The following is a 19912-nucleotide window of genomic DNA, read 5'->3' as shown; positions in this document are numbered from 1 at the left end:
CGGCGGATTGGTCGCTGGCCGCCGATGGCTGCGCTTTGGTCCCAACAAACGCACAACGCCCCGCGGAGGCGGGGCGTTGGCTGGTTATTCGGCGGCGCGCAGCGGTGTTGAGGGCGGTTTGCCCTTCTCTTCCTCCCAGCCCTCGTCCGGCCTGGTCTGTGCGGCTTCGGGCGCCGACATCGCCGGGTCTCGTTCATTGTCCAGCCTGCCTTCACGCTCCCACAGGATCTCGGTGGTGGGCAGGGTGCGGGCCTTGGTCGCGAGGCGCATGTCGCGCGCGATCTGGCTGGATCGCCCGCCGGTAAGCCGTGCAAGCAGGCGGCCAAGGGCGGCGACATAGATCCACAGCCACACCCGGATCGCCAGCAGCGAGGGTGTCACCAGCAGCGTCAGCACGGTGGCAATCCCCAGACCAAAGACCACGGCGGTCGCCAGCTGCTTCCACCACAGCGAGGTCGGGCTGTCGATGGAATAGCCGCCATTGATGAAATCGAGGCTGAGCCCGAACATCATCGGTGCCAGACCGGCCATCGTGGTGATGGTGGTCAGCAGAACCGGACGGATCCGCGCCTCGGCGGTGCGGATGATCGCCTCGATCCGGGGCATCTTCTGGGCATATTCCTGATAGGTGTCGATCAGAACGATATTGTTGTTCACCACGATGCCTGCCAGCGCCACGATGCCGGTGCCGGTCATGATGATCGAGAACGGCTGCTGCATGACCATCATACCAATCAGCACGCCGGTGGTGGACAGCACCACCGCCAGAAGAACCAGGATGGAATTGTAAAAGCTGTTGAACTGCGCCAGGAGGATCACGAACATCAGCCCCAGCGCCCCGGCAAAGGCCTTCATCAGGAAGGCGCCGGATTCGGCCTGTTCTTCCTGATCGCCGGTCCATTCCCAGGTGATATCGGCGGGCAGCGGATCGCTCTCCAGCCACTCGGTCAGCTTGGCGATGCGCTCGTTGGCGTTGAGCGCTACAACACGGGCGCCATCCTCCAGCGCCGATTGCAGGGCCTCTTGTGTGGCCGCGCCTTCAAGACTGCGCAGCCTGAACGCTGTGCCATCCGGGCCGGTCAACTCGCCGGTTGCGGTTCCTTCGGGGAGAGATTTGACATAGGCCAGCGTCTGCTCCTTGCCGTCCTCGGTCTCGGTGGTGATGACCTTTGACAGGCCCGGTTCGATATCCGCCTTCACGTCGTAATAGCGCTGCTGTTCGACGCGGCTGATTTTTTCCAGTTTGGGAACAGGATGGCGGGTGATGAAGTTCGACAGCGGAACCAGCCCATCCTCGGTGCGCAGTTTCAGCGCATCAAGGGTGGAGAGGACGCGGTCTTCTTCGGGCAGGCGAACGCGGATTTCGATTTCCTCGTCCGAACTGTCGACGCGCATGGTGTCCAGAAGGATGCCGCGCGTGACCAGCTGCACCATGGCGCCAACGGTCGCCACATCGGCGCCGTACCGCCCGGCCTTTTCGACATCGACGTCGATCTGCCAGTCGATACCGGGAAGCGGCAGGCTGTCCTCGATCAGGTCAAGACCGGGGGTTGCCTCGAACTGGGCGCGGGCCTGCTCGGTGGCGGCGGTCAGCGTGTCCCAGCTGTCGCCTTTCAGACGCAGGTGCACAGGCTTGCCGGAGGCGGGCCCCTGCGCCAGCGCGCGGATTTCCGCTTCAAAGCCCGGCAGCTTGGCCAGTTCGGCGTTGATCTCCTCGATCACCGTATCGCCGTCGAACTCGGTTGCCGTCACCTCGCGGGTGAACCAGCCGTTGAACCAGCTTTCGGTCTGGGTCGGCCGGTCCTCCCATGGGATGATCTCGAACTGGACCTGACCGATGGTATCGGGCGGGGTCTGGGCGCCTGAGGCATCGGTGTTCAGCCCGCCTTCACCGGCAAAGGAGAAAACATTCACGACCGCCGGATGCGACAGGATCACCTGTTCGGTCTGGCGCACCATCTCATCCTCTTCGGTCAGCGAGGTATTGCCACGGGCGCGCACATAGGCGGTGGCCTGTTCCGGCTCGGATTCGACGAAGAATTCAACGCCGTAGTTGTTCTGACCGAACATGGTGAAGACGGTCATGATGGCAAAGGCGATCGCCCCGATGGTGACGATGGGCATGACCGGATTGCCGACGATGAATTTGATGAAATGGCCAAAGGGCGTGTGTTTGTAGCCGGCATCCACGGATTTCTCGGCCCGGTGCAGACTGGCCGCGCCCAGCGTGACCGAGGCCCCGAAGGCCGCCAGCACGAAGACCAGCGCACCAAAGATCAGCGCGGCGGTATCGGGCACCTGAGCGGGCAGCAGATAGCCACCGTTAAGCATCTGCATCGCCCCTGCAAACATACCCCAGAGCATCACCGGCACCAGAGCGGCCCGCAGCCACCAGGGTGCAACCGCCCGCAGCCCGTCGGAGAGGTTTTCAAACAGGCGGCTCATGCGGCCGGTGACACCGCCCATGACGGGCAGATAGATCAGCGCCACCACCAGCGATGCCGAGAGCACGAAGATCAGCGTGACCGGCAGCATTCCCATGAATTCACCGGGGACACCGGGCCAGAACAGCATCGGCAGAAAGGCACAGAGCGTGGTCGCGGTTGAGGAAACCACCGGCCAGAACATCCGCTGCGCCGCCTCGACATAGGCGTGCATCGGGCCGGTGCCCTCCTTGATCCGCTTGTCGGCGTATTCGACCACCACGATGGCGCCATCCACCAGCATACCCACCGCAAGGATCAGGCCGAACATCACGATATTGGAGATGCTCACGCCCATCACCGCAAGGAAGGCAAAACACAAAAGGAAGGAGGTCGGGATCGCAAAACCGACCAGCAGGGCGGCACGGCTGCCAAGCGCCGACAGCACCACGATCATCACCAGAGCAACAGCAGTCAGGACCGAACCTTCCAGCTGGCTCACCATGGAGCCGACGACGCGGCTCTGGTCGTTGGAGGTGCCGACGGAGACGGCGGCCTTCAGCTCGGGCGGCCATTTGGTCTTGGCCTCGGCCAGGGTTACCTTGACCAGATCCACCGTGTCGATCAGGTTGTAGCCCTTGCGCTTGACCACCTGCAACGCCACCGTGTCCTCGCCGTTGAACCGCGCGGTGCCGCGACGATCCTCGAAGGTGAAATTGATCGTTGCCAGCTCACCCAGGGTGACCACGCGGTCGCCATTGGTCTTCACTGGCAGCTCGTAGATGTCGCGCACATCATCAAAGGATGACGGGATCTTCACGGAGAAGGTGCCCTGATTGGTTTCCACCTCACCGGCGGCGATCAGCTGGTTGTTGTTCTGCACAACGGTGATCAGTTCAAGCGCGGTGACGTTATAGGCTTCGAGCCGCAGCGGGTCGATCAGCACCTCGACCATCTCGTCGCGATTGCCGGCGATCCCGGCTTCGAGCACCGGTTCCAGCGCCTCAAGATCGTCCTGCAAGTCCTTGGCGATACGGGCCATCGTGCGTTCGGGCACGGCGCCGGTCAGGTTGACGATGACGATGGGGAATTCTGAGAAGTTGATCTCGTTGATGGTGTATTTTTCAGCCCCCTCGGGGAAATCGGCCTCGGCGGCATCCATCGCGTCACGGACATCTGCCATGATCGCTGTCTTGTCCCAGCCAAAGTCGAACTCAAGCGCCACACCGGCGTAGCCTTCGGCGGCGGTTGAGGACATCTTGTCCAGCCCGTCGAGATCGGCCAGCTCGGTCTCCATCACCTTGACCAGCAGGGTCTCGGCATCCTCGGCGGAGATGCCGGGGAAGGGGACAGAGATGAACAGCGCCGGGATTTCGATATCCGGCTCGCCCTCTTTGGGCAGGCTGGCATAGGCAAAGCCGCCGACCAGCAGCGAAATGGCGATGAACGCCAGGATCATACGGGCCCGTTCTGCGGCCCAGCTGACGATACCGGTCATTGGGTAACCTCTTTATACGTGGGCTCAACAGCGACGCCCGCAACAACAAAATCCTGCCCGACAACAATCACATCCGCCTGTTCAGGCAGGCCGCCAACCCAGACACCGCTGGCCTCATCCCGCAGGAGGCTGACGGGGTAAAATCCGACCGTCCGATCCTCTTTGACCACGCGCACGCCCAGCTGGCCGTCATTGTTCAGCGTCAGCGAGGATTGTGGCAGGTAATGCGCCTTGGAACCTTCGGCGGAGATCACGATATCGGCGGTCTGGCCGTCGCGGATCGCCAGATCCGGGTTCGGCACGGTGATTTCCACCTCAAATGTGCGGGTGGTGGGATCAGCAGAGCGGCTGATAAAGGTCACCTTGCCCGCAGCCAGACGCCCGTTTGCCAGTTCGGCGCGGGCCATGGCGCCAATGGTGACGCGGTTGACTTCGGCTTCTGGCACGTAACCGACCAGTTTGATGGTTTCGAGCTGGATCACCGTTGCACAAAGACTGCCGGGCTGCATCAGGCTGCCCAGCTCGGCGGTGTCGCTTTCCAGCAGCCCGTCAAATGGCGCGAGGATATCCAGACGCGACAGTTCCTTTTCAGAGGCGGCAACCTGTGCCGAGGCGGCTTCGATGCCGGCGCTGGTGGTTTCCAGCCCGGTTTCCGCCGTTGCCACGCCCGCCACCGCAGAGCGCTCGGCAGCCTGCGCCGAAGCCAGCCGGGTTTCAGAGGCAAAGCCACCTTCGGAGAGTTTCGCCGCAGCGGTCAGATTGATCTGCGCCTCGCGCAGCCGCGCGCGGGCCTCTTCCAGCCGGGCCTTGGCCTCGGGGACGCGGATTTTCGCTTCGCTCAGCCGGGCCTTCGCCTCCAGCAGGGCTGAGGGGCGGGTGCCGGGATCCAGCTTGCACAGCAGATCGCCAGCCTTCACCTGCGCACCCTTGCGCAGCGGTTCGGACAGGACGGTGGATGTGGTTTCAGACCGGACCTCAACCTCGCGGATGGCCTGGGTCTGACCACGCAGCACGACAGCGCTGTCGATACCACGGGCGCTGCTGCGGATGGCGACAACCCCGACCGGCGATTTGCCGGTCTCCTTGGTATATGCCGCCGCCGCTGCAACGGCTCCGGTTGGATCAGCGGCGTCAGCGGCCGGGGCCGCAGCGTCCGCATCAGATGGGGCAGCCACCGCGTCCACGTCGCTCTGCTCCCCCCGGGCGAAGGCAAGAAGCGCATCCCGCTCGATCACGGCATAATACAAGCCTGCCGTTACAACAGCAGCAGTTATCAGGGGAATTACACGCATCTTGGGCCTTCCTAAATTCATAGTCATCCCATCCGGGACATATAGAACCACTCAACAACCATACCATTAATTCGGCATGTTCAGGCGAACTCGCGCTAAGTGATATGGGCGATATAGGCATTGTCCATACTAAACTCTGTAGTTCAGTTCACATTTTTTGCCTTTTTGGAGCGGTTTGTGCGGGATCGGGCACAACAGGGCCACTTGGCTTGGCACCGGTTGCACTGTAAGAGAAGCAGAACACAGGAAACTTTCCGGCAAGCGCGGGGGCGGTTGCCGGATCTGCCAGGGACATTTTCATGAGCGACACCGACAGCTTTATCGATGAGGTGACAGAAGAGGTCCGTCGCGATCGCCTGTTCAAGATACTCAAACGTTATGGCTGGATTGGCGGCGTGGCCGTGGTGCTGATCGTGGGCGGGGCGGCGCTGCGCGAATACAACCGCGCCCAGACCGAGGCCGCCGCGCAGGCGCTGGGTGACCAGATGATCGCCGCGCTGGACAGCGACGACAGCGCGGCCCGTGCCAATGCGCTGGATGCCATAACCGCTGAAACCGCCGGGGGCGATACGGTGCTGAAGCTGTTGCAGGCCGGTGCTCTGGCCGACGCAGGCGAGCGCGCGGCCGCTGTTGAGCGGCTGAATGCCGTGGCCAGCAATGGCGAGATGCCAGTGATCTATCGCCATATCGCGACCTTCAAGGCGCTTGGCCTGCAGCAGGACAGCCTGCCCATCGCCGACCGCCGGATCCAGTTCGAGGCGCTGGCCCAGCCCGGTGCGCCGCTGGCGCTGCTGGCGCAGGAACAGCTGGCCCTGATCGACATCGAAGACGGCAATGCCGAGGGCGCCATCACCCGTCTGCGCGACATTATTGCGTCGGCGGCGGTCACCTCGGACTTGAAAGACCGTGCCTCGCAAGTGATTGTGGCGCTTGGGGGAGCGCTGGAGCCGGCCGCGGCACCAGAAGGCTGAGGACAATATCTGCGCTGACGGGCGCAGCGAGAAACGTGCAGTATAAGTGCAGTAACGGGGCAGGGTAATGACGGCAGTAACAAGCTTTTGGGGAGCAAGGGGCATTCTGGCAGGAACCGCATTGGCGTTGGTCCTGTCCGCCTGCACCGAGCCTGAGGTCATCCTGCGCGGTGAACGTCTGGATCTGCGCGATGACAGCGTCGCCGTGGTGACCAATGAAACCCGCGCCATTGCCCTGCCTGCGGCACGCAGCAACACCAGCTGGCCACAGGGCCCCGGTGTCGAAGGGCTGCGGCCGGTCCACCCGGCGCTTGCCGCCGCTCCAAACGCGATCTGGTCTACCTCCATCGGCGCGGGCGACAGCCGTCGTCAGCGCATCACCGCCACGCCGGTTGTCGGCGATGGCCGCATCTACACGCTGGACAGCGGCGCCAGAGTTTCCGCCGTTGCCACAAACGGGGCCTTGCAGTGGCAGAGCGAGCTGCTGCCTGCCTCCGACAGCTCCGGTCAGGCCACCGGCGGCGGTTTGGCGTTTGACAATGGCGTGGTTTATGTCTCCTCCGGCTATGGTGTGCTGACCGCGCTGGATGCGGCGACCGGCGCGACCCTCTGGCGGCAGGAGCTTGAGGCGACCGGCTCGGGGCAGCCCACCGTGCACGATGGGCTGATCTATCTTGTGGCCGGCGATGACACCGGCTGGGCGGTCCATGCCAAGGATGGCCGGATTGCCTGGCAGATCCAGGCCACCCCGAGCCCGTCGAACATCCTGGGCGCGCCTGCGCCTGCGGTGACCTCCGATCTGGCGATTTTTGCCTTTGGATCCGGCGATCTTACCGCGACCTTCCGCAAGGGCGGCCTGCGCCGCTGGAACGCCTCGGTTGCGGGCAAGCGGATCGGGCGGACGATTTCGCGGATCAGCGATGTGACCGGCTCGCCCGTGGTGTCCGGCAACCGCATGTATGTCGGCAACCAGTCCGGGCGTACTGCGGCCTTTGATCTGGCGGCTGGCGATCGTCTGTGGACCGCCCCCCATGGCGCGGTGGATCCGGTCTGGGCGGTTGCGGGCAGTGTTTTCCTGATCAGCGATCTGGGGCAGCTGCTGCGGCTGGATGCGGACAGCGGCGAGGCGATCTGGGCGGCCGATCTGCCCGGATACCTGAAGGACAAACCCCGCAAGCGGGGCGCCATCGTGGCGCATCACGGCCCGGTGGTGGCCGGGGGGCAGGTGGTTGTCGCCTCCAATGATGGGCTGCTGCGCTTTTTCAGCCCCGAAAGCGGAGCACTGCTGCGCACGGTTGCGGTGCCGGGCGGTGCCAGCACCGCGCCGGTGGTGGCTGGCGGCACGCTTTATGTCGTGTCGACCAAGGGGCAATTGCACGCTTTCCGATAGCGCTTTGATGCGGTAGGAGAGGGTTAAACAGCGATGTGCTCTGGCAGGGCACGCGCAGATGCGCTATGGGGCGCGTCTGAATCGCAGAAAGTTGGTCTGATGTCTTTTACCCTCGCTATTGTGGGCCGCCCGAATGTGGGCAAATCCACACTGTTCAATCGTCTCGTCGGCAAGCGGCTGGCGCTGGTGGATGACCAGCCCGGCGTCACGCGCGATCTGCGCGAAGGGGAAGCGCGTCTTGGCGATCTGCGCTTTACCGTGGTGGATACCGCCGGTCTGGAAGATGCCACCGACAACTCGCTGGAAGGGCGGATGCGCCGCCTGACCGAGCGGGCGGTCGATATGGCCGATATCTGTCTGTTCATGGTCGATGCCCGCGTTGGTGTGACTCCGGTTGATCAGATGTTTGCCGAAATCCTGCGCAAGAAATCCGCGCATGTGATTCTGGCCGCCAACAAGGCCGAGGGCAATGCCGCCGACGCCGGTGTTCTGGACGCCTGGGGGCTGGGGCTGGGAGAGCCGATCCGCCTGTCCGGCGAACATGGTGAGGGTCTGAACGACCTTTATGCGCAGCTGATGCCGCTGGCGGATGAGTTTGAAAAACGCGCCAAGGACGACAGCCCGGAGATTGACGTCGTGCTGGATGAGGACGCCGAGGAGGATGACCTCTCGGTGCCGATGCCGACCCGCAACAAACCGTTGCAGGTGGCGGTTGTCGGGCGTCCGAATGCGGGTAAATCCACCCTGATCAACAAGATCCTCGGTGAGGATCGCCTGCTGACCGGGCCCGAGGCCGGGATCACCCGCGATGCGATCTCGCTACAGATCGACTGGCAGGATGTGCCGATGCGGATCTTTGACACCGCGGGTATGCGCAAGAAGGCCAAGGTGCAGGAAAAGCTTGAGAAACTTTCTGTGTCCGACGGTCTGCGGGCCGTGAAATTTGCCGAGGTTGTGGTGGTCCTGCTGGACGCGGCAATCCCGTTTGAGCAACAGGATCTGCGCATTGCCGATCTGGCCGAGCGTGAAGGCCGCGCGGTTGTGGTTGCGGTGAACAAATGGGACATCGAGGACGAAAAGCAGGAAAAACTGCGCAATCTGAAAGAGGCCTTTGACCGGCTGCTGCCGCAGCTGCGCGGCGCGCCGCTGATCACCGTGTCGGCCAAGACCGGCAAGGGGCTGGACCGGCTGCACGCCGCCATCATGCGCGCCTATGACGTCTGGAACCGCCGGGTGCCAACGGCGGCGCTGAACCGCTGGCTGACGGGGATGCTGGAACAGCACCCGCCGCCAGCCCCGCAGGGCAAACGGATTAAGCTGCGCTATATGACCCAGGCCAAGACCCGCCCGCCGGGCTTTGTGGTGATGTGTTCGCATCCCGACAAGATGCCCGAGAGCTATAATCGCTATCTGGTCAACGGGCTGCGGCAGGATTTCGACATGCCGGGCACGCCCATTCGTCTGACGCTGCGCTCGCAGTCGGACAAGAACCCCTACAAGGGCAAGAAAAAAGCGCCGCCGTCGAAGCTGCGCAAACATCTGGAAGGCCGCCGCAGCTGAGCGTTGCCGTGCTGACCGCAGGATGAGATTTCGGGCAGCCCCTTCGAGGGCTGCCTTTTTTCATGGGGCGCGCGGCTTCACGCCTGCGACCTTGGCCCCATTTGACCGCAAGCCATTGGCTTTGCTAGGCTTCACCATAGATTATTGAAAGCCGGGGTGGCTTCTCTGCGCAATCTGATGCCGGTCGGGCGGCCGGACCCTCAGATGCGGGGCGCCGCGTCGGGGTATTGCGGGGTATTCACAGTGGCGGTCTGAGCGTCGCCGGGCCACGGGCAATTTGCCTCAGGCCATCGTCATTTCAGCGTCACACTGCGTCTCTAAGGAACATTTCATGGATCTGAGAGCATATACGCGGACTTATTGCGAGAAGGATAACCGGCTGGCGGCGCTCAGCTATTTTGGGACGTTTGCGGTCTATTTCCTGTCGCTGTCACTGGCGATCCGCTACGCCGACATCTGGTATCTGATGGCGCCTGCCGGGGTGGTTTTTGCCTTTGCGGCGGTGCGGCTTTATGTGCTGCAACATGACACCGGGCATCATTCGCTGTTCGAAACCCGATGGCAGAACGAAGTCGCAGGCCATGTGCTGTCGCCCTTCACCTTTGCGCCGTTTGAGGTGATGAAACAGAACCACAATGAGCATCATGCCTATGTCGGCAATCTGGAACACCGCGAGTCCGGTGAGATCCACACCATGACGCTGCGCGAATGGCAGGCGGCGGGCTGGGCGCAGCGGCTGGTCTATCGGCTGTATCGCAACCCGTTTGTGCTGGTGCCGCTGGGGGCGGCGTTCACCTATTTCATCCGCTATCGCTGGCCGAAGAACACGCTGCGCTTTGGCGTCCTGGGGGTGGTGCTGCACAATGTGGTGATCGTGCTGCTGCTCGCGCTGCTCTATGCCATCGCGGGGATGACCGGGGTGCTGATCTGGCTGGGGTTTTCCTTTCTTGGTGGGATGATCGGGGTGTTTCTGGTCTATCTCCAGCATAATTTTGAGGACACCTATTGGGATCGTCGGCCGGACCTCAATCCGCAGGTGGCCGCCCTTCAGGGATCATCGTGCCTCGATTTTGGCTGGTTTTTTGACTTTTCAGTCGCCAATATCACGCTTCATGACATTCATCATTTCAACGCCCGCATTCCCAGCTACCGGCTGCGTCGGTGCCACCACAATCTGCCGCCGGAGATTGCCCCGCGCCGGATCAAATTTGGCGAGGCGGTCCGCGCCATGGGGCTGAAACTCTGGGATGAGGAGCAGCAGCGGCTGGTGCCATTCCCGCAGCAGGCGGCAGGATCGGCCGCCGTGGCGGGTGGGATGCAGGCGAGCAACAGGCAGGAGACCTCATGACATCCATTGCAACACTTCCCGGTGTCGGTCCTGCCTTGGCGCAGGTTCTGGCACAAAACGGCTGCGCCACGGTTGAGGCGGTTGCCGGAAAAACGCCGGAGGAGCTGAGCCGGATCCCGCGTATCGGCCGACTGCGCGCGCAGAAGCTTGTGGCCGAGGCGCGCAAGGCGCAGCAGGTCGCGAAGGGCGCCGGGACCGTACCGGATCACCGTGCCAATGGCGCTGCGCCCGCGACAGCGGCGCGCAATCGCGCGGATACCCAGACGGGCGATGCCGCGCAGCTCAGCTCGGCGCTTGCTGCGGCCGAGGCCGCCCGCCGCGCGGCGGAGGCCAAGGCGGAGAGGGCCGTCACCAAGGCCAAGAAGGCCGCCAAACAGGCCGCAGCCCTGGCGGAGGAATTCGCCGCCGCAAAGGTGAAGGCCAAAGCCAAGGCAAAGCGGGTGAAGGCCAAGGCAAAACGCGCCATCGAGAAGGAAAAGGCCAAGGCCAAGGCGATCCTTGAGGCCAAGAACAATCCAAAGAAAGACAGCGCTAAGAAAGACGGCGCCAAGAAAGACGCCAAGAAGGAACCTGCGAAAAAAGCCTCCGACCGGAAAGAGACCGGCAAGAAGGAGGCAGGCCGCAAGAAGGCCAGTGCGAAGAAACAGGACGATTCTGCCGCTGCCGCAAAGGGCAGGAAGAAATAGGCCTCACCGGAGGCGCGTCTCGCGAGAAAAAGGAAAACCGGCGCTGGGGTGCGCCGGTTTTTATATTTTATTAACAGGTTGCAGTGCGCTGTTAAACCAGATCACCTGCCGCCGTCAGGGTCAGGCGACCGCCCAGGTAGGGGGCAAGCACCTCGGGCAGTTTGACGGAGCCGTCTTCCTGCTGACCGTTCTCCAGCACCGCAATCAGGCAGCGCCCGACCGCCAGACCGGAGCCATTGAGCGTGTGCAGATATTCCGGCTTGCCACCGTCCGCAGGTTTGAACCGGGCGTTCATGCGGCGGGCCTGAAAATCACCGGTGGTGGAGACCGAGGAAATCTCTCGGTAGGTGTTCTGCCCCGGCACCCAGGCCTCGATGTCAAAGGTACGGCGCGCGCCAAAGCCCATGTCGCCGGTGCACAGCACGACGGTGCGATAGGGGATGCCCAGTTTCTCAAGGATCCCTTCGGCGCAGCGCAGCATACGCTTCTGCTCATCATCGGACTGGCTGGGGTGGACGATAGAGACCATCTCCACCTTCTCGAACTGGTGCTGACGCAGCATGCCCGAGGTATCCTTGCCGGCGCTGCCCGCCTCGGAGCGGAAACACAGCGTATGCGCGGTCATGCGGATCGGCAGGGCGGCCTCATCAAGCGTGTCGCCCGCAACGGAATAGGTCAGCGGCACCTCGGAGGTGGGCACCAGCCACCAGCCATTGGTGGTCTGATAGCTGTCATCGCCAAATTTGGGCAGCTTGTCGGTGCCATACATCGCCTCATCGCGCACCAGAACCGGGGAATTCACCTCGGTCAGGCCGTTCTCATCGACATGGGTGTCGACCATGAACTGCGCCAGCGCGCGGTGGATACGGGCCACGGCGCCCTTCAGCAGCACAAAGCGGGAGCCGGAGATTTTGGCGGCGGTTTCGAAATCCATCGCAGCTGCGACGCCCTTGATTTCAAAGTGCTCTTTCGGTTCAAAGGCGAAATTGGGGATCGCCCCCCATTTGCTGACCTCGACATTGTCGTCCTCATCCGCGCCCTCGGGCACGTCCTCGGCGGGCAGGTTGGGAATGCGGGCCAGCACATCGGTGAGCTTGGCGTCCAGTTCCTTGGCCTCGGTCTGCAGGGTGGCGACTTCGGCTTTCTTGCCGGCCACTTCCGCGCGCAGACGTTCGAATTCGGCATCGTCCCCCTTGGCCTTGGCCGCGCCGATGGCCTTGGCCGCCTTGTTCTGGTCGGCCTGAGCGGTTTCGGCCGCCTGGATTTTGGCCCGGCGGGTTTCATCCAGCGCCAGGATGTCAGAGGACATCGCCGCATCCCCACGCCGCGCCAAAGCGGCGTCAAAAGCGGCAGGGTTCTCGCGGATCGCGCGGATGTCATGCATGGGGGTGCTCCTAAAGCGTTGAATCAGTGCCGCCAGCATATGCCGGATGGGGGCCGGAAGGGGAAGAGGGCGCGAGGCTGCGGCGCGCAGGCTGTTGTCGGGAGGGCGCATTGAGGGCGGGTGTCCTCGGCAGCGCGGCATAGACGACGGCCCCCGTCGGCGCAAAACCGGGAAGGGTGACGGTTGCCCAGAAATACTTGGGATCAATCGGCAGGATAATCGTGGTCATATGGGCAATCTGGATCTGAAATGGGTTGTAAAAACCCTCTCATCGCTCCCGCCATGGGTCAACTGCGTTTGCGGTATCGCAACTGGCCCCGTTAGCCTTGCAAAGCCTCGGGCCAGCGCATAGGTTCCCCTGCAAAATTAAGGGCGTCTGAAGCGCCTGTCACACAGAAGGAATATCCCATGGAAGGTGGCGCACTCGCCCAGTTTCTCCCGCTCATTCTGATCTTTGCGATCATGTATTTCCTGCTGATCCGTCCGCAGCAGAAAAAACTGAAGACCCATCAGGCGATGGTCGAGGCGCTGCGCCGGGGCGATCAGGTGGTGACCCAGGGTGGCATCATCGGCAAGGTGGCCAAGGTCAAGGACGATGGCGAGATCGAAGTGGAAATCGCCGAGGGTGTGAAAATCCGCGTGATCAAATCCACCATCGCGCAGGTTCTGAACAAGACCGAGCCGGCAGCGTAAGTATCCCCGCTTAACCAACTGAAAAGGCAGGGCAATGCTGCAAATTGATCTCTGGAAGCGGGTTCTCATCTGGCTGGTCTGTGTGACCGGCCTTTTGCTTGCCCTGCCAAATGCGTTTTACACGCGCGTCGAGCAGGCCAATGACGCCGCCGCCGAAATAATCGCGAAGGGCGAAAGCCCCGCGCGGCTGGACGTGGCGGGCCAATGGCCGTCGTTCATGCCGTCGTCGCTGGTCAACCTTGGTCTGGACCTGCGCGGTGGCGCGCATCTTCTGGCGGAGGTGAAGGTGGCCGACGTCTACGGCGCGCGCATGGATGCGCTCTGGCCCGAAGTGCGCGACGCGCTGCGCCCTGAGCGCGGTGAGGTCGGCACCTTCCGCCGCCAGCCCGCACCGGAAGGGCAGATTCGTCTGAAGATCTCTCAGCCCGAGGGCATGGCCCGCGCGCTGGAGGTTGTGCGTGGTCTGGCCAATCCGATCACCAGCCTGACTGGCGCCGGGGCCACGGATATCACCGTGTCCGGGACCGGTGACATTCTGACCGTAGAGTTGAGCGAGCAGGAGAAGCTGGCTTCTGATGACCGCACCGTGCGTCAGGCGTTGGAAATCATCCGCCGCCGGATTGACGAGGTGGGCACCCGCGAGCCGACCATTCAGCGCCAGGGCAGCGACCGGATCCTGATCCAGGTGCCCGGCATCGGGTCGGCGTCTGAGCTGAAGGCGATCATCGGCACCACCGCCCAGCTGACCTTTAACCCCGTTGTGGGGCGCGGCACGGACGCCGATGCCAATGCGGGTGTCGGCAACAAAGTCGTGCCGTCGCTGGACGAAGACGGTGTGTTCTACACCGTTGAGGCTGCACCGGTTGTGACCGGTGAGGAGCTGGTGGATGCGCAGCCGTCGTTTGATCAGAACGGCCGCCCGGCGGTCAGCTTCCGTTTCAACACCACCGGCGCGCGCAAGTTCGGCGACTATACGGCCGAAAACATCGGTTCGCCCTTTGCCATCGTGCTGGATGAGGAGGTGGTCTCCGCCCCGGTGATCCAGTCGCATATTCCGGGTGGCTCTGGCATTATCACCGGCAACTTCACCATCGAGGAAAGCACCAATATGGCGATCCTGCTGCGTGCAGGTGCGCTGCCTGCCGGGCTGGAGTTCCTTGAGGAACGCACGATTGGCCCGGAACTGGGTCAGGACAGCATCGACGCGGGCAAGGTTGCGACCATCGTCGCCTTTGTCGGGGTGCTGGTGTTCATGGCGCTGAGCTACGGTCTGTTCGGGGTCTTTGCCAATATCGCGCTGGTCCTCAATATCGCGCTTATCTTTGGCGCGCTGAGCCTGATTGGTGCGACGCTGACCCTGCCGGGGATTGCGGGTATTGTTCTGACGGTCGGTATGGCGGTGGATGCCAATGTGCTGATCTTTGAACGGATCCGCGAGGAGCTGAAGGCCGGTCGAGGTCCTGCACGGGCCATTGACGAAGGCTATTCCAAGGCGCTGAGCGCCATTCTTGACGCCAATATCACCACCTTCATCACCGCTGTGATCCTGTTCGCCATGGGCTCGGGCCCGGTGCGCGGCTTTGCGATCACGCTGGGGCTGGGGATTCTGACATCGGTTTTCACCGCGATCTTCGTGACGCGGGTGATCATCGTGATGTGGTTTGAACGGCGTCGTCCGAAAGCAATCGAGGTCTGAGATGCGGCTGAAACTAATTCCCGAAAATACCTCGTTTGATTTCTTCAGACTCTGGAAACTGTGGCTGGGCATCTCTGCGCTGATGATCGTTGTCGGCTTTGCCTCCTTTGCCTTGCAGGGGCTGAATTTCGGCATCGACTTCCGCGGCGGCACCACCATCCGGACCGAAAGCACGACCGAGATCGACGTGGGCGCCTATCGCGGCGCGCTGGAACCGCTGGAGCTGGGGGACATCACCATCAGCGAGGTGTTCGATCCGACCTTTGACGAGGACCAGCATGTGGCGATGGTGCGCATTCAGGCGCAGGGCGATGGCGAGTCGATTTCCGGCGCAGTGATCGCGGATGTGAATGCAGCACTGGATACGGTGGCACCGGGGATCAAATTCGTCTCGGTGGAATCTGTAGGCCCCAAGGTCTCGGGTGAGCTGGTACAGACGGCGGTGCTGGCGGTCGCCCTCGCGATTGGTGCGGTTCTGATCTATATCTGGCTGCGCTTTGAGTGGCAGTTCGCGCTTGGCGCTGTTGCCGCGCTTGTCCACGATGTGGTGCTGACCATTGGCGTGTTCTCGGAACTGCAGATCAAGTTCGATCTGGCCATCATCGCGGCGCTGCTGACCATCGTCGGCTATTCGCTGAACGATACCGTGGTGGTTTTTGACCGGGTGCGTGAAAACCTGCGTCGCTACAAGAAAAAGCCACTGGCCGAGGTTCTGAACATCTCGATCAACGAAACCCTCAGCCGGACGGTGATGACCTCGGTGACCACATTGCTGGCGCTGATCTCGCTTTATGTGCTGGGCGGCGATGTGATCCGGGGCTTTGTCTTTGCGATGATCTGGGGCGTCATCATCGGCACCTATTCGTCGATCTTCGTGGCCTCCACCATCCTGTTGTGGCTGGGTGTGAAACGCGACTGGACCAAGCCGTCGAACACCGCAGGCAACCAGTTCGCCAATATCGACGCCTGAGGGTTCAGACCGCGCGACGGATCAAAGGCCGCAGCCCCATGGGTTGCGGCCTCTTTTTATCGGCATATGCGGCGCTGGTATTTTGTCGCGGTGGCGGACATGTTATGCAGCCGGGCAGGGCAGGGTCGCCCGCCCACCACCCGACCACGTACAAAGGATGCACGCCATGCGTTTGAACGAAGTAGCCTATACGGATGCCCTGCCAATTGATGGCTATGGGCCGGGGTTCTTTCGGGTTGGCGGTGAGGTGCATCACGGCAATATCCTGACCGGGGCCACGGGGACCACGGACTGGGGCGGCTATGAGGACAGCGCGCCATTGCTGGCGCTTGCCGGGGATGTGGATGTGCTGTTCGTCGGCACCGGCGCGGAGGTGGCCCATATCCCCGCCGGTCTGCGCCAGCAGCTGGAAGGGGCCGGAATCGGGGTCGAGGCGATGAACTCCCCCGCCGCCTGCCGGACCTATAACGTGCTGTTGTCCGAGGGCCGCCGCATCGCGCTTGCGGCGCTTGCGGTCTGACTGTCGCACGTGCAGGCCTGGGCTTGATCTGGCGCAAGGACAGCGGCCGCCGGATCGGCTTTTTCGAAGCAGAACCAAATGGGTAGGCGGATTTCATGACAGTGACCATCGCAGGGCTGAGCATCGCGCGCGGCGGCGTTCCGGTGCTGGAGAGGGTGAGCTTTGCGCTGACACCGGGCCGGGCGCTGATCCTGCGGGGGCCAAACGGCAGCGGCAAGACCACGCTGCTGCGCACCATCGCCGGGCTGCAACCGCCGCTGGCGGGTGAGATCAATTTTGACGGCGACGGCAGCGCCGAGGATTTTGCCTATGCCGGCCACGCCGACGGGATCAAGCTGACGCTGACGGTTGCGGAGAACCTGCGGTTCTGGGCGGCGATTTTTGCCACCGGCGCGATTGATGCCGCGCTGGATGCCTTTGACCTCCGGGGTCTGCGCGACCGGCAGGCCGGGGCGCTGTCGGCCGGACAGAAACGCCGCCTGGGTCTGGCGCGGCTGATGGTGACGGGGCGGCGCTACTGGATCCTGGATGAACCGACCGTCAGTCTGGACCGGGCCTCGGTGCAGCAGTTTGCACAGGTCGTGCAGCAGCATCTGGCCGGTGGCGGCGCGGCGCTGATCGCCACGCATATCGATCTTGGCCTGGATGGCGACACGCTGGATGTGGGCCGTTTTCGGGCCAGGCTGCCGGATCTCGACAATTTTGACGGAGCCTTCCTGTGAGGGCGCTGTTGCTGCGGGATCTGAAGCTGGCGCTGCGTGCCGGCGGCGGCTTTGGGCTGGGGCTGGCGTTTTTCCTGATTGTCACCGTGCTGGTGCCATTCTCGGTGGGGCCGCAGTCCGAATTGCTCAGCCGTATCGCGCCCGGCATCCTCTGGCTGGGCGCGCTCCTGGCCTGCCTGTTGTCGCTGGACCGTCTGCTGGCGCTGGACTGGGAGGATGGGACGCTGGATCTGATGGCCACGGCGCCGCTGCCGCTGGAAGCGGTGGTGACGATCAAGGCGCTGGCCCATTGGATCACCACCTCGCTGCCGCTGGTTCTGGCAGCACCGGTGCTCGCGGTTCTGCTCAACCTGCCGGGGCAGGGGTTTCTCTGGCTGGTGGTTTCGCTGCTGTTGGGCACGCCCGCGCTGTCGGTGATCGGCACCTTTGGTGCGGCGCTCACTGTCGGGCTGAAGCGGGGCGGTCTGCTGATGTCGCTTCTGGTGCTGCCGCTTTATGTGCCGACGCTGATCTTCGGAGCCGAGGCGGCGCGCCGGGGGGCCGAGGGCATGGCGGTAGAGACGCCGCTGTTGATGCTGGCCGGTATCTCGGCCGCCTCGCTGGCGCTGCTGCCCTTTGCCAGTGCCGCCGTGCTGCGCGTCAATTTGCGCTAGGATGAATGAATTGAGATCCCTTCAAGCAAGAGCTAAATAGCCACCATGTCGATCTGGGAATACGCCAATCCAAAGAAGTTCCTGACCACCTCGGAGCGGGTCTTGCCCGCGCTGTGGGTCACAGCTGCCGTGCTGACCTGTGTTGGGCTGGTCTGGGGGTTCTTCTTCACACCAGATGACTACCGGCAGGGGTCCACGGTGAAGATCATCTTCCTGCATGTGCCTTCGGCGCTGATCGCCATCAACGCCTGGTTCATGATGCTGGTGGCCTCGCTGATCTGGGTGGTGCGCCGTCATCATGTCAGTGCCCTGGCCGCGCGTGCTGCAGCGCCCGTCGGGGTGGTGATGACGCTGATCGCGCTGGTGACCGGCGCGCTCTGGGGCCAGCCGATGTGGGGCACTTGGTGGGTCTGGGACCCGCGGCTGACCTCATTCCTTGTGCTGTTCCTGTTCTACCTTGGCTATATCGCCCTGTGGGAGGCGATCGAGGATCCGGACACGGCGGCGGATCTCACCTCGATCCTGTGTCTTGTCGGCTCCGTCTTTGCGGTGCTCAGCCGCTATGCGGTGAACTTCTGGAACCAGGGTCTGCATCAGGGCGCGTCGCTCTCGCTCGACAAGGAGGAGAATGTGGCCGATGCGTTCTCCAACCCGCTCTATGTCTGCATGATCGGCTTTGGCCTGATGTTTCTGGCGCTGGTGCTCTACCGGACCGGCACGGAAATCCGCGCTCGCCGGATCCGTGCGCTGATGCTGCGTGAAAGGATGGACGCATAATGCCCGATCTTGGAAAATATGCCGTTGAAGTGCTGTCTTCCTACGGCGCCTCGCTGGTTCTGCTGGCCGGACTGCTGGTGATCACCTTCGCCCGTGGTCGCCGGATACGGCGGGAGATGCAGGCAATGGAACAACAGATGCAGACCCGTGGAGGTGCGCGCCGTGGCTAAGATTTCTCCCGTGATGGCGCTGCCGGTTCTGGTTTTTGGCGGGCTGGTGGCCCTGTTTCTGGCTGGCATGTTCCGCGATGATCCCGAAAGCCTGCCCTCAGCGCGCGAAGGTCAGAGCGCGCCGCCTGTTGTGCTGACCGATTTTCCCGGTGAACCCGGGTTCGACGATGCCACGCTGCGGGACGGCAGCGTGAAACTGGTGAATTTCTGGGCCAGCTGGTGTGGCCCCTGCCGGGTGGAACACCCGAGCCTGGATGCGCTGTCCAAGGAAGGGCTGGCGATTTACGGGGTGAACTACAAGGATCAGGAAGACAATGCCGTTGGCTTTCTGAACGAGCTGGGCAATCCCTATACGGCCATCGGTCGCGATGAGGCAGGTCGGATGGCGCTGGACTGGGGTGTCTATGGCGTGCCGGAAACCTATGTCATCGACGGTAAGGGCACTATCATCCTGCGTTTTGCCGGTCCTATCACGCAGCGGGTGATCGACAGCACCCTGCGCCCGGCACTGGAGCGTGCGGCAGCCAACTGATGCGGCTGCCATCGGCAGGCGGCGCAGGCCTTGCGGGGCAAGCAGGATCCGATCCTAGCCGAGCTCATAGGTGCGGAAGATCTGTTCGTCCTGTATGAACTCTGCCAGCCGATCAAAATCACCGCGTTCTGCCCGCCAGGTGAGATAGGCGCTCTGGACCTCGCTGTTTTCCCAGATCTGGAAAATGACCACCTCGCCGCGCTCTGGTGCCAGCAGGAGATGGGCCTGGATACAGCCCTGAAAACGACGGGTTTCCGGCATCAGTTTTTGCAGCGCCGCGACCAGCTCGTCGTAGAGGTCGGGGATCGCCGTGATGGTGACAATGATAGCTTCTTTTTCAGGAGTGTCGTTCACTGGGCATCCGTCTGAGTTTAGTGCGTCTTGGGGGCGGCTGAGCACAACCTGTTGCATCTGGCAGTGCCGTCGTTACGCGGCTGCTAGATCTGTTGATAAATCCTAGACGGGCCGGCAGCCCGCCGTCCAGTTCGAAGTTTACGTAACGGCATCTTGATGCGATGATTCCGATTGGTCCCGCGAGTTTATGCCTGAATTCATCGTGTTGAAAACAAAAACGGGTGCCCCGAAGGGCACCCGCGTTGATCGCTCAGATGCTGTGACCTGCGCCTG

18 protein-coding genes are annotated in these 19912 nt (G+C 62.8%); 14 read left to right on the top strand and 4 right to left on the bottom strand.

What is annotated here, in order from left to right:
* Positions 1 to 84: 84 nt before the first annotated feature.
* Positions 85 to 3921, bottom strand: coding sequence for an efflux RND transporter permease subunit (locus tag VWZ87_RS02575; protein ID WP_416534188.1), 3837 nt, complete (start codon positions 3919 to 3921; stop codon positions 85 to 87).
* Positions 3918 to 5213: an efflux RND transporter periplasmic adaptor subunit gene (locus VWZ87_RS02570; protein ID WP_416534187.1), complete on the bottom strand. Its 1296-nt coding sequence runs from the start codon at positions 5211 to 5213 to the stop codon at positions 3918 to 3920. Before VWZ87_RS02570 ends, VWZ87_RS02575 begins: the two co-directional genes overlap by 4 nt.
* 299 nt (positions 5214 to 5512) lie before the next feature.
* Here VWZ87_RS02570 and VWZ87_RS02565 point away from each other — a divergent pair, with 299 nt between their 5' ends.
* The 5 genes from VWZ87_RS02565 to VWZ87_RS02545 all read left to right on the top strand — a co-directional run bounded on the left by VWZ87_RS02565 (position 5513) and on the right by VWZ87_RS02545 (position 11168).
* Positions 5513 to 6184 (top strand): hypothetical protein, encoded by a 672-nt coding sequence (locus VWZ87_RS02565; protein WP_416534186.1) that lies wholly within the window; start codon positions 5513 to 5515, stop codon positions 6182 to 6184.
* Between the two features lie 67 nt (positions 6185 to 6251).
* On the top strand, positions 6252 to 7574 hold the full coding sequence (locus tag VWZ87_RS02560) for a PQQ-like beta-propeller repeat protein (RefSeq protein WP_340545840.1): 1323 nt from the start codon (positions 6252 to 6254) through the stop codon (positions 7572 to 7574).
* 99 nt (positions 7575 to 7673) lie between these two features.
* The gene (der, locus tag VWZ87_RS02555; RefSeq protein WP_340545839.1) at positions 7674 to 9134 is read left to right on the top strand and encodes a ribosome biogenesis GTPase Der; all 1461 of its coding nucleotides are present in this window, start codon (positions 7674 to 7676) and stop codon (positions 9132 to 9134) included.
* A 331-nt stretch (positions 9135 to 9465) separates the two neighbouring features.
* Complete coding sequence (locus VWZ87_RS02550) at positions 9466 to 10482, top strand: fatty acid desaturase (RefSeq protein ID WP_416534185.1); 1017 nt, start codon at positions 9466 to 9468, stop codon at positions 10480 to 10482.
* Positions 10479 to 11168: a helix-hairpin-helix domain-containing protein gene (locus VWZ87_RS02545; protein WP_416534184.1), complete on the top strand. Its 690-nt coding sequence runs from the start codon at positions 10479 to 10481 to the stop codon at positions 11166 to 11168. The genes VWZ87_RS02550 and VWZ87_RS02545 overlap by 4 nt, the downstream gene beginning before the upstream one ends.
* Positions 11169 to 11259: 91 nt before the next feature.
* Here the strand turns inward: VWZ87_RS02545 and serS are convergent, their stop codons facing one another.
* Positions 11260 to 12552 carry a serine--tRNA ligase gene (gene serS / locus VWZ87_RS02540; protein WP_340545836.1) on the bottom strand — a complete coding sequence of 431 codons (1293 nt, stop codon included), beginning with the start codon at positions 12550 to 12552 and terminating at the stop codon, positions 11260 to 11262.
* A gap of 408 nt (positions 12553 to 12960) precedes the next feature.
* Between serS and yajC the strand changes: the two genes are divergently transcribed.
* The 9 genes from yajC to VWZ87_RS02495 all read left to right on the top strand — a co-directional run bounded on the left by yajC (position 12961) and on the right by VWZ87_RS02495 (position 19285).
* Positions 12961 to 13245: a preprotein translocase subunit YajC gene (gene yajC / locus VWZ87_RS02535; RefSeq protein ID WP_340545835.1), complete on the top strand. Its 285-nt coding sequence runs from the start codon at positions 12961 to 12963 to the stop codon at positions 13243 to 13245.
* Positions 13246 to 13279: 34 nt separating this feature from the next.
* On the top strand, positions 13280 to 14941 hold the full coding sequence (secD, locus tag VWZ87_RS02530; RefSeq protein WP_416534183.1) for a protein translocase subunit SecD: 1662 nt from the start codon (positions 13280 to 13282) through the stop codon (positions 14939 to 14941).
* A 1-nt stretch (position 14942) separates the two neighbouring features.
* On the top strand, positions 14943 to 15911 hold the full coding sequence (gene secF / locus VWZ87_RS02525) for a protein translocase subunit SecF (protein ID WP_340545833.1): 969 nt from the start codon (positions 14943 to 14945) through the stop codon (positions 15909 to 15911).
* Between the two features lie 166 nt (positions 15912 to 16077).
* A complete protein-coding gene (locus VWZ87_RS02520) occupies positions 16078 to 16431 on the top strand; it encodes an Mth938-like domain-containing protein (protein WP_340545832.1) in 354 nt (117 codons plus the stop codon).
* Between the two features lie 95 nt (positions 16432 to 16526).
* Positions 16527 to 17153: a heme ABC exporter ATP-binding protein CcmA gene (gene ccmA / locus VWZ87_RS02515; protein WP_340545831.1), complete on the top strand. Its 627-nt coding sequence runs from the start codon at positions 16527 to 16529 to the stop codon at positions 17151 to 17153.
* Entirely contained in the window at positions 17150 to 17806 is a 657-nt protein-coding gene (gene ccmB, locus VWZ87_RS02510; RefSeq protein ID WP_340545830.1) for a heme exporter protein CcmB, read from the top strand. Before ccmA ends, ccmB begins: the two co-directional genes overlap by 4 nt.
* 45 nt (positions 17807 to 17851) lie before the next feature.
* Positions 17852 to 18583: a heme ABC transporter permease gene (locus VWZ87_RS02505; RefSeq protein WP_416534182.1), complete on the top strand. Its 732-nt coding sequence runs from the start codon at positions 17852 to 17854 to the stop codon at positions 18581 to 18583.
* Positions 18583 to 18753: a heme exporter protein CcmD gene (gene ccmD / locus VWZ87_RS02500; RefSeq protein ID WP_416534181.1), complete on the top strand. Its 171-nt coding sequence runs from the start codon at positions 18583 to 18585 to the stop codon at positions 18751 to 18753. The genes VWZ87_RS02505 and ccmD overlap by 1 nt, the downstream gene beginning before the upstream one ends.
* A complete protein-coding gene (locus VWZ87_RS02495; RefSeq protein ID WP_340545827.1) occupies positions 18746 to 19285 on the top strand; it encodes a DsbE family thiol:disulfide interchange protein in 540 nt (179 codons plus the stop codon). Before ccmD ends, VWZ87_RS02495 begins: the two co-directional genes overlap by 8 nt.
* A gap of 54 nt (positions 19286 to 19339) precedes the next feature.
* Here the strand turns inward: VWZ87_RS02495 and VWZ87_RS02490 are convergent, their stop codons facing one another.
* Complete coding sequence (locus tag VWZ87_RS02490) at positions 19340 to 19639, bottom strand: putative quinol monooxygenase (protein WP_416534180.1); 300 nt, start codon at positions 19637 to 19639, stop codon at positions 19340 to 19342.
* Positions 19640 to 19912: the final 273 nt, after the last annotated feature.

Origin of the sequence: Phaeobacter sp. JH20_37 (assembly GCF_048056015.1) — a bacterium.
Lineage (GTDB): Bacteria > Pseudomonadota > Alphaproteobacteria > Rhodobacterales > Rhodobacteraceae > Phaeobacter > Phaeobacter bryozoorum.
The sequence above is the reverse complement of the archived record's forward strand: the minus strand, read 5'-3'. Positions and strand labels throughout refer to the sequence as shown.

Bases quoted from the DNA above. Each gene is read 5' to 3' on its own strand.
- VWZ87_RS02505 (WP_416534182.1), top strand. From the start codon at position 17,852: ATGTCGATCTGGGAATACGCCAATCCAAAGAAGTTCCTGACCACCTCG.
- VWZ87_RS02575 (WP_416534188.1), bottom strand. From the start codon at position 3,921: ATGACCGGTATCGTCAGCTGGGCCGCAGAACGGGCCCGTATGATCCTG.
- secD (WP_416534183.1), top strand. From the start codon at position 13,280: ATGCTGCAAATTGATCTCTGGAAGCGGGTTCTCATCTGGCTGGTCTGT.
- VWZ87_RS02560 (WP_340545840.1), top strand. From the start codon at position 6,252: ATGACGGCAGTAACAAGCTTTTGGGGAGCAAGGGGCATTCTGGCAGGA.
- VWZ87_RS02565 (WP_416534186.1), top strand. From the start codon at position 5,513: ATGAGCGACACCGACAGCTTTATCGATGAGGTGACAGAAGAGGTCCGT.
- serS (WP_340545836.1), bottom strand. From the start codon at position 12,552: ATGCATGACATCCGCGCGATCCGCGAGAACCCTGCCGCTTTTGACGCC.
- VWZ87_RS02520 (WP_340545832.1), top strand. From the start codon at position 16,078: ATGCGTTTGAACGAAGTAGCCTATACGGATGCCCTGCCAATTGATGGC.
- VWZ87_RS02570 (WP_416534187.1), bottom strand. From the start codon at position 5,213: ATGCGTGTAATTCCCCTGATAACTGCTGCTGTTGTAACGGCAGGCTTG.
- VWZ87_RS02550 (WP_416534185.1), top strand. From the start codon at position 9,466: ATGGATCTGAGAGCATATACGCGGACTTATTGCGAGAAGGATAACCGG.
- ccmA (WP_340545831.1), top strand. From the start codon at position 16,527: ATGACAGTGACCATCGCAGGGCTGAGCATCGCGCGCGGCGGCGTTCCG.
- der (WP_340545839.1), top strand. From the start codon at position 7,674: ATGTCTTTTACCCTCGCTATTGTGGGCCGCCCGAATGTGGGCAAATCC.
- ccmD (WP_416534181.1), top strand. From the start codon at position 18,583: ATGCCCGATCTTGGAAAATATGCCGTTGAAGTGCTGTCTTCCTACGGC.
- yajC (WP_340545835.1), top strand. From the start codon at position 12,961: ATGGAAGGTGGCGCACTCGCCCAGTTTCTCCCGCTCATTCTGATCTTT.
- VWZ87_RS02545 (WP_416534184.1), top strand. From the start codon at position 10,479: ATGACATCCATTGCAACACTTCCCGGTGTCGGTCCTGCCTTGGCGCAG.
- secF (WP_340545833.1), top strand. From the start codon at position 14,943: ATGCGGCTGAAACTAATTCCCGAAAATACCTCGTTTGATTTCTTCAGA.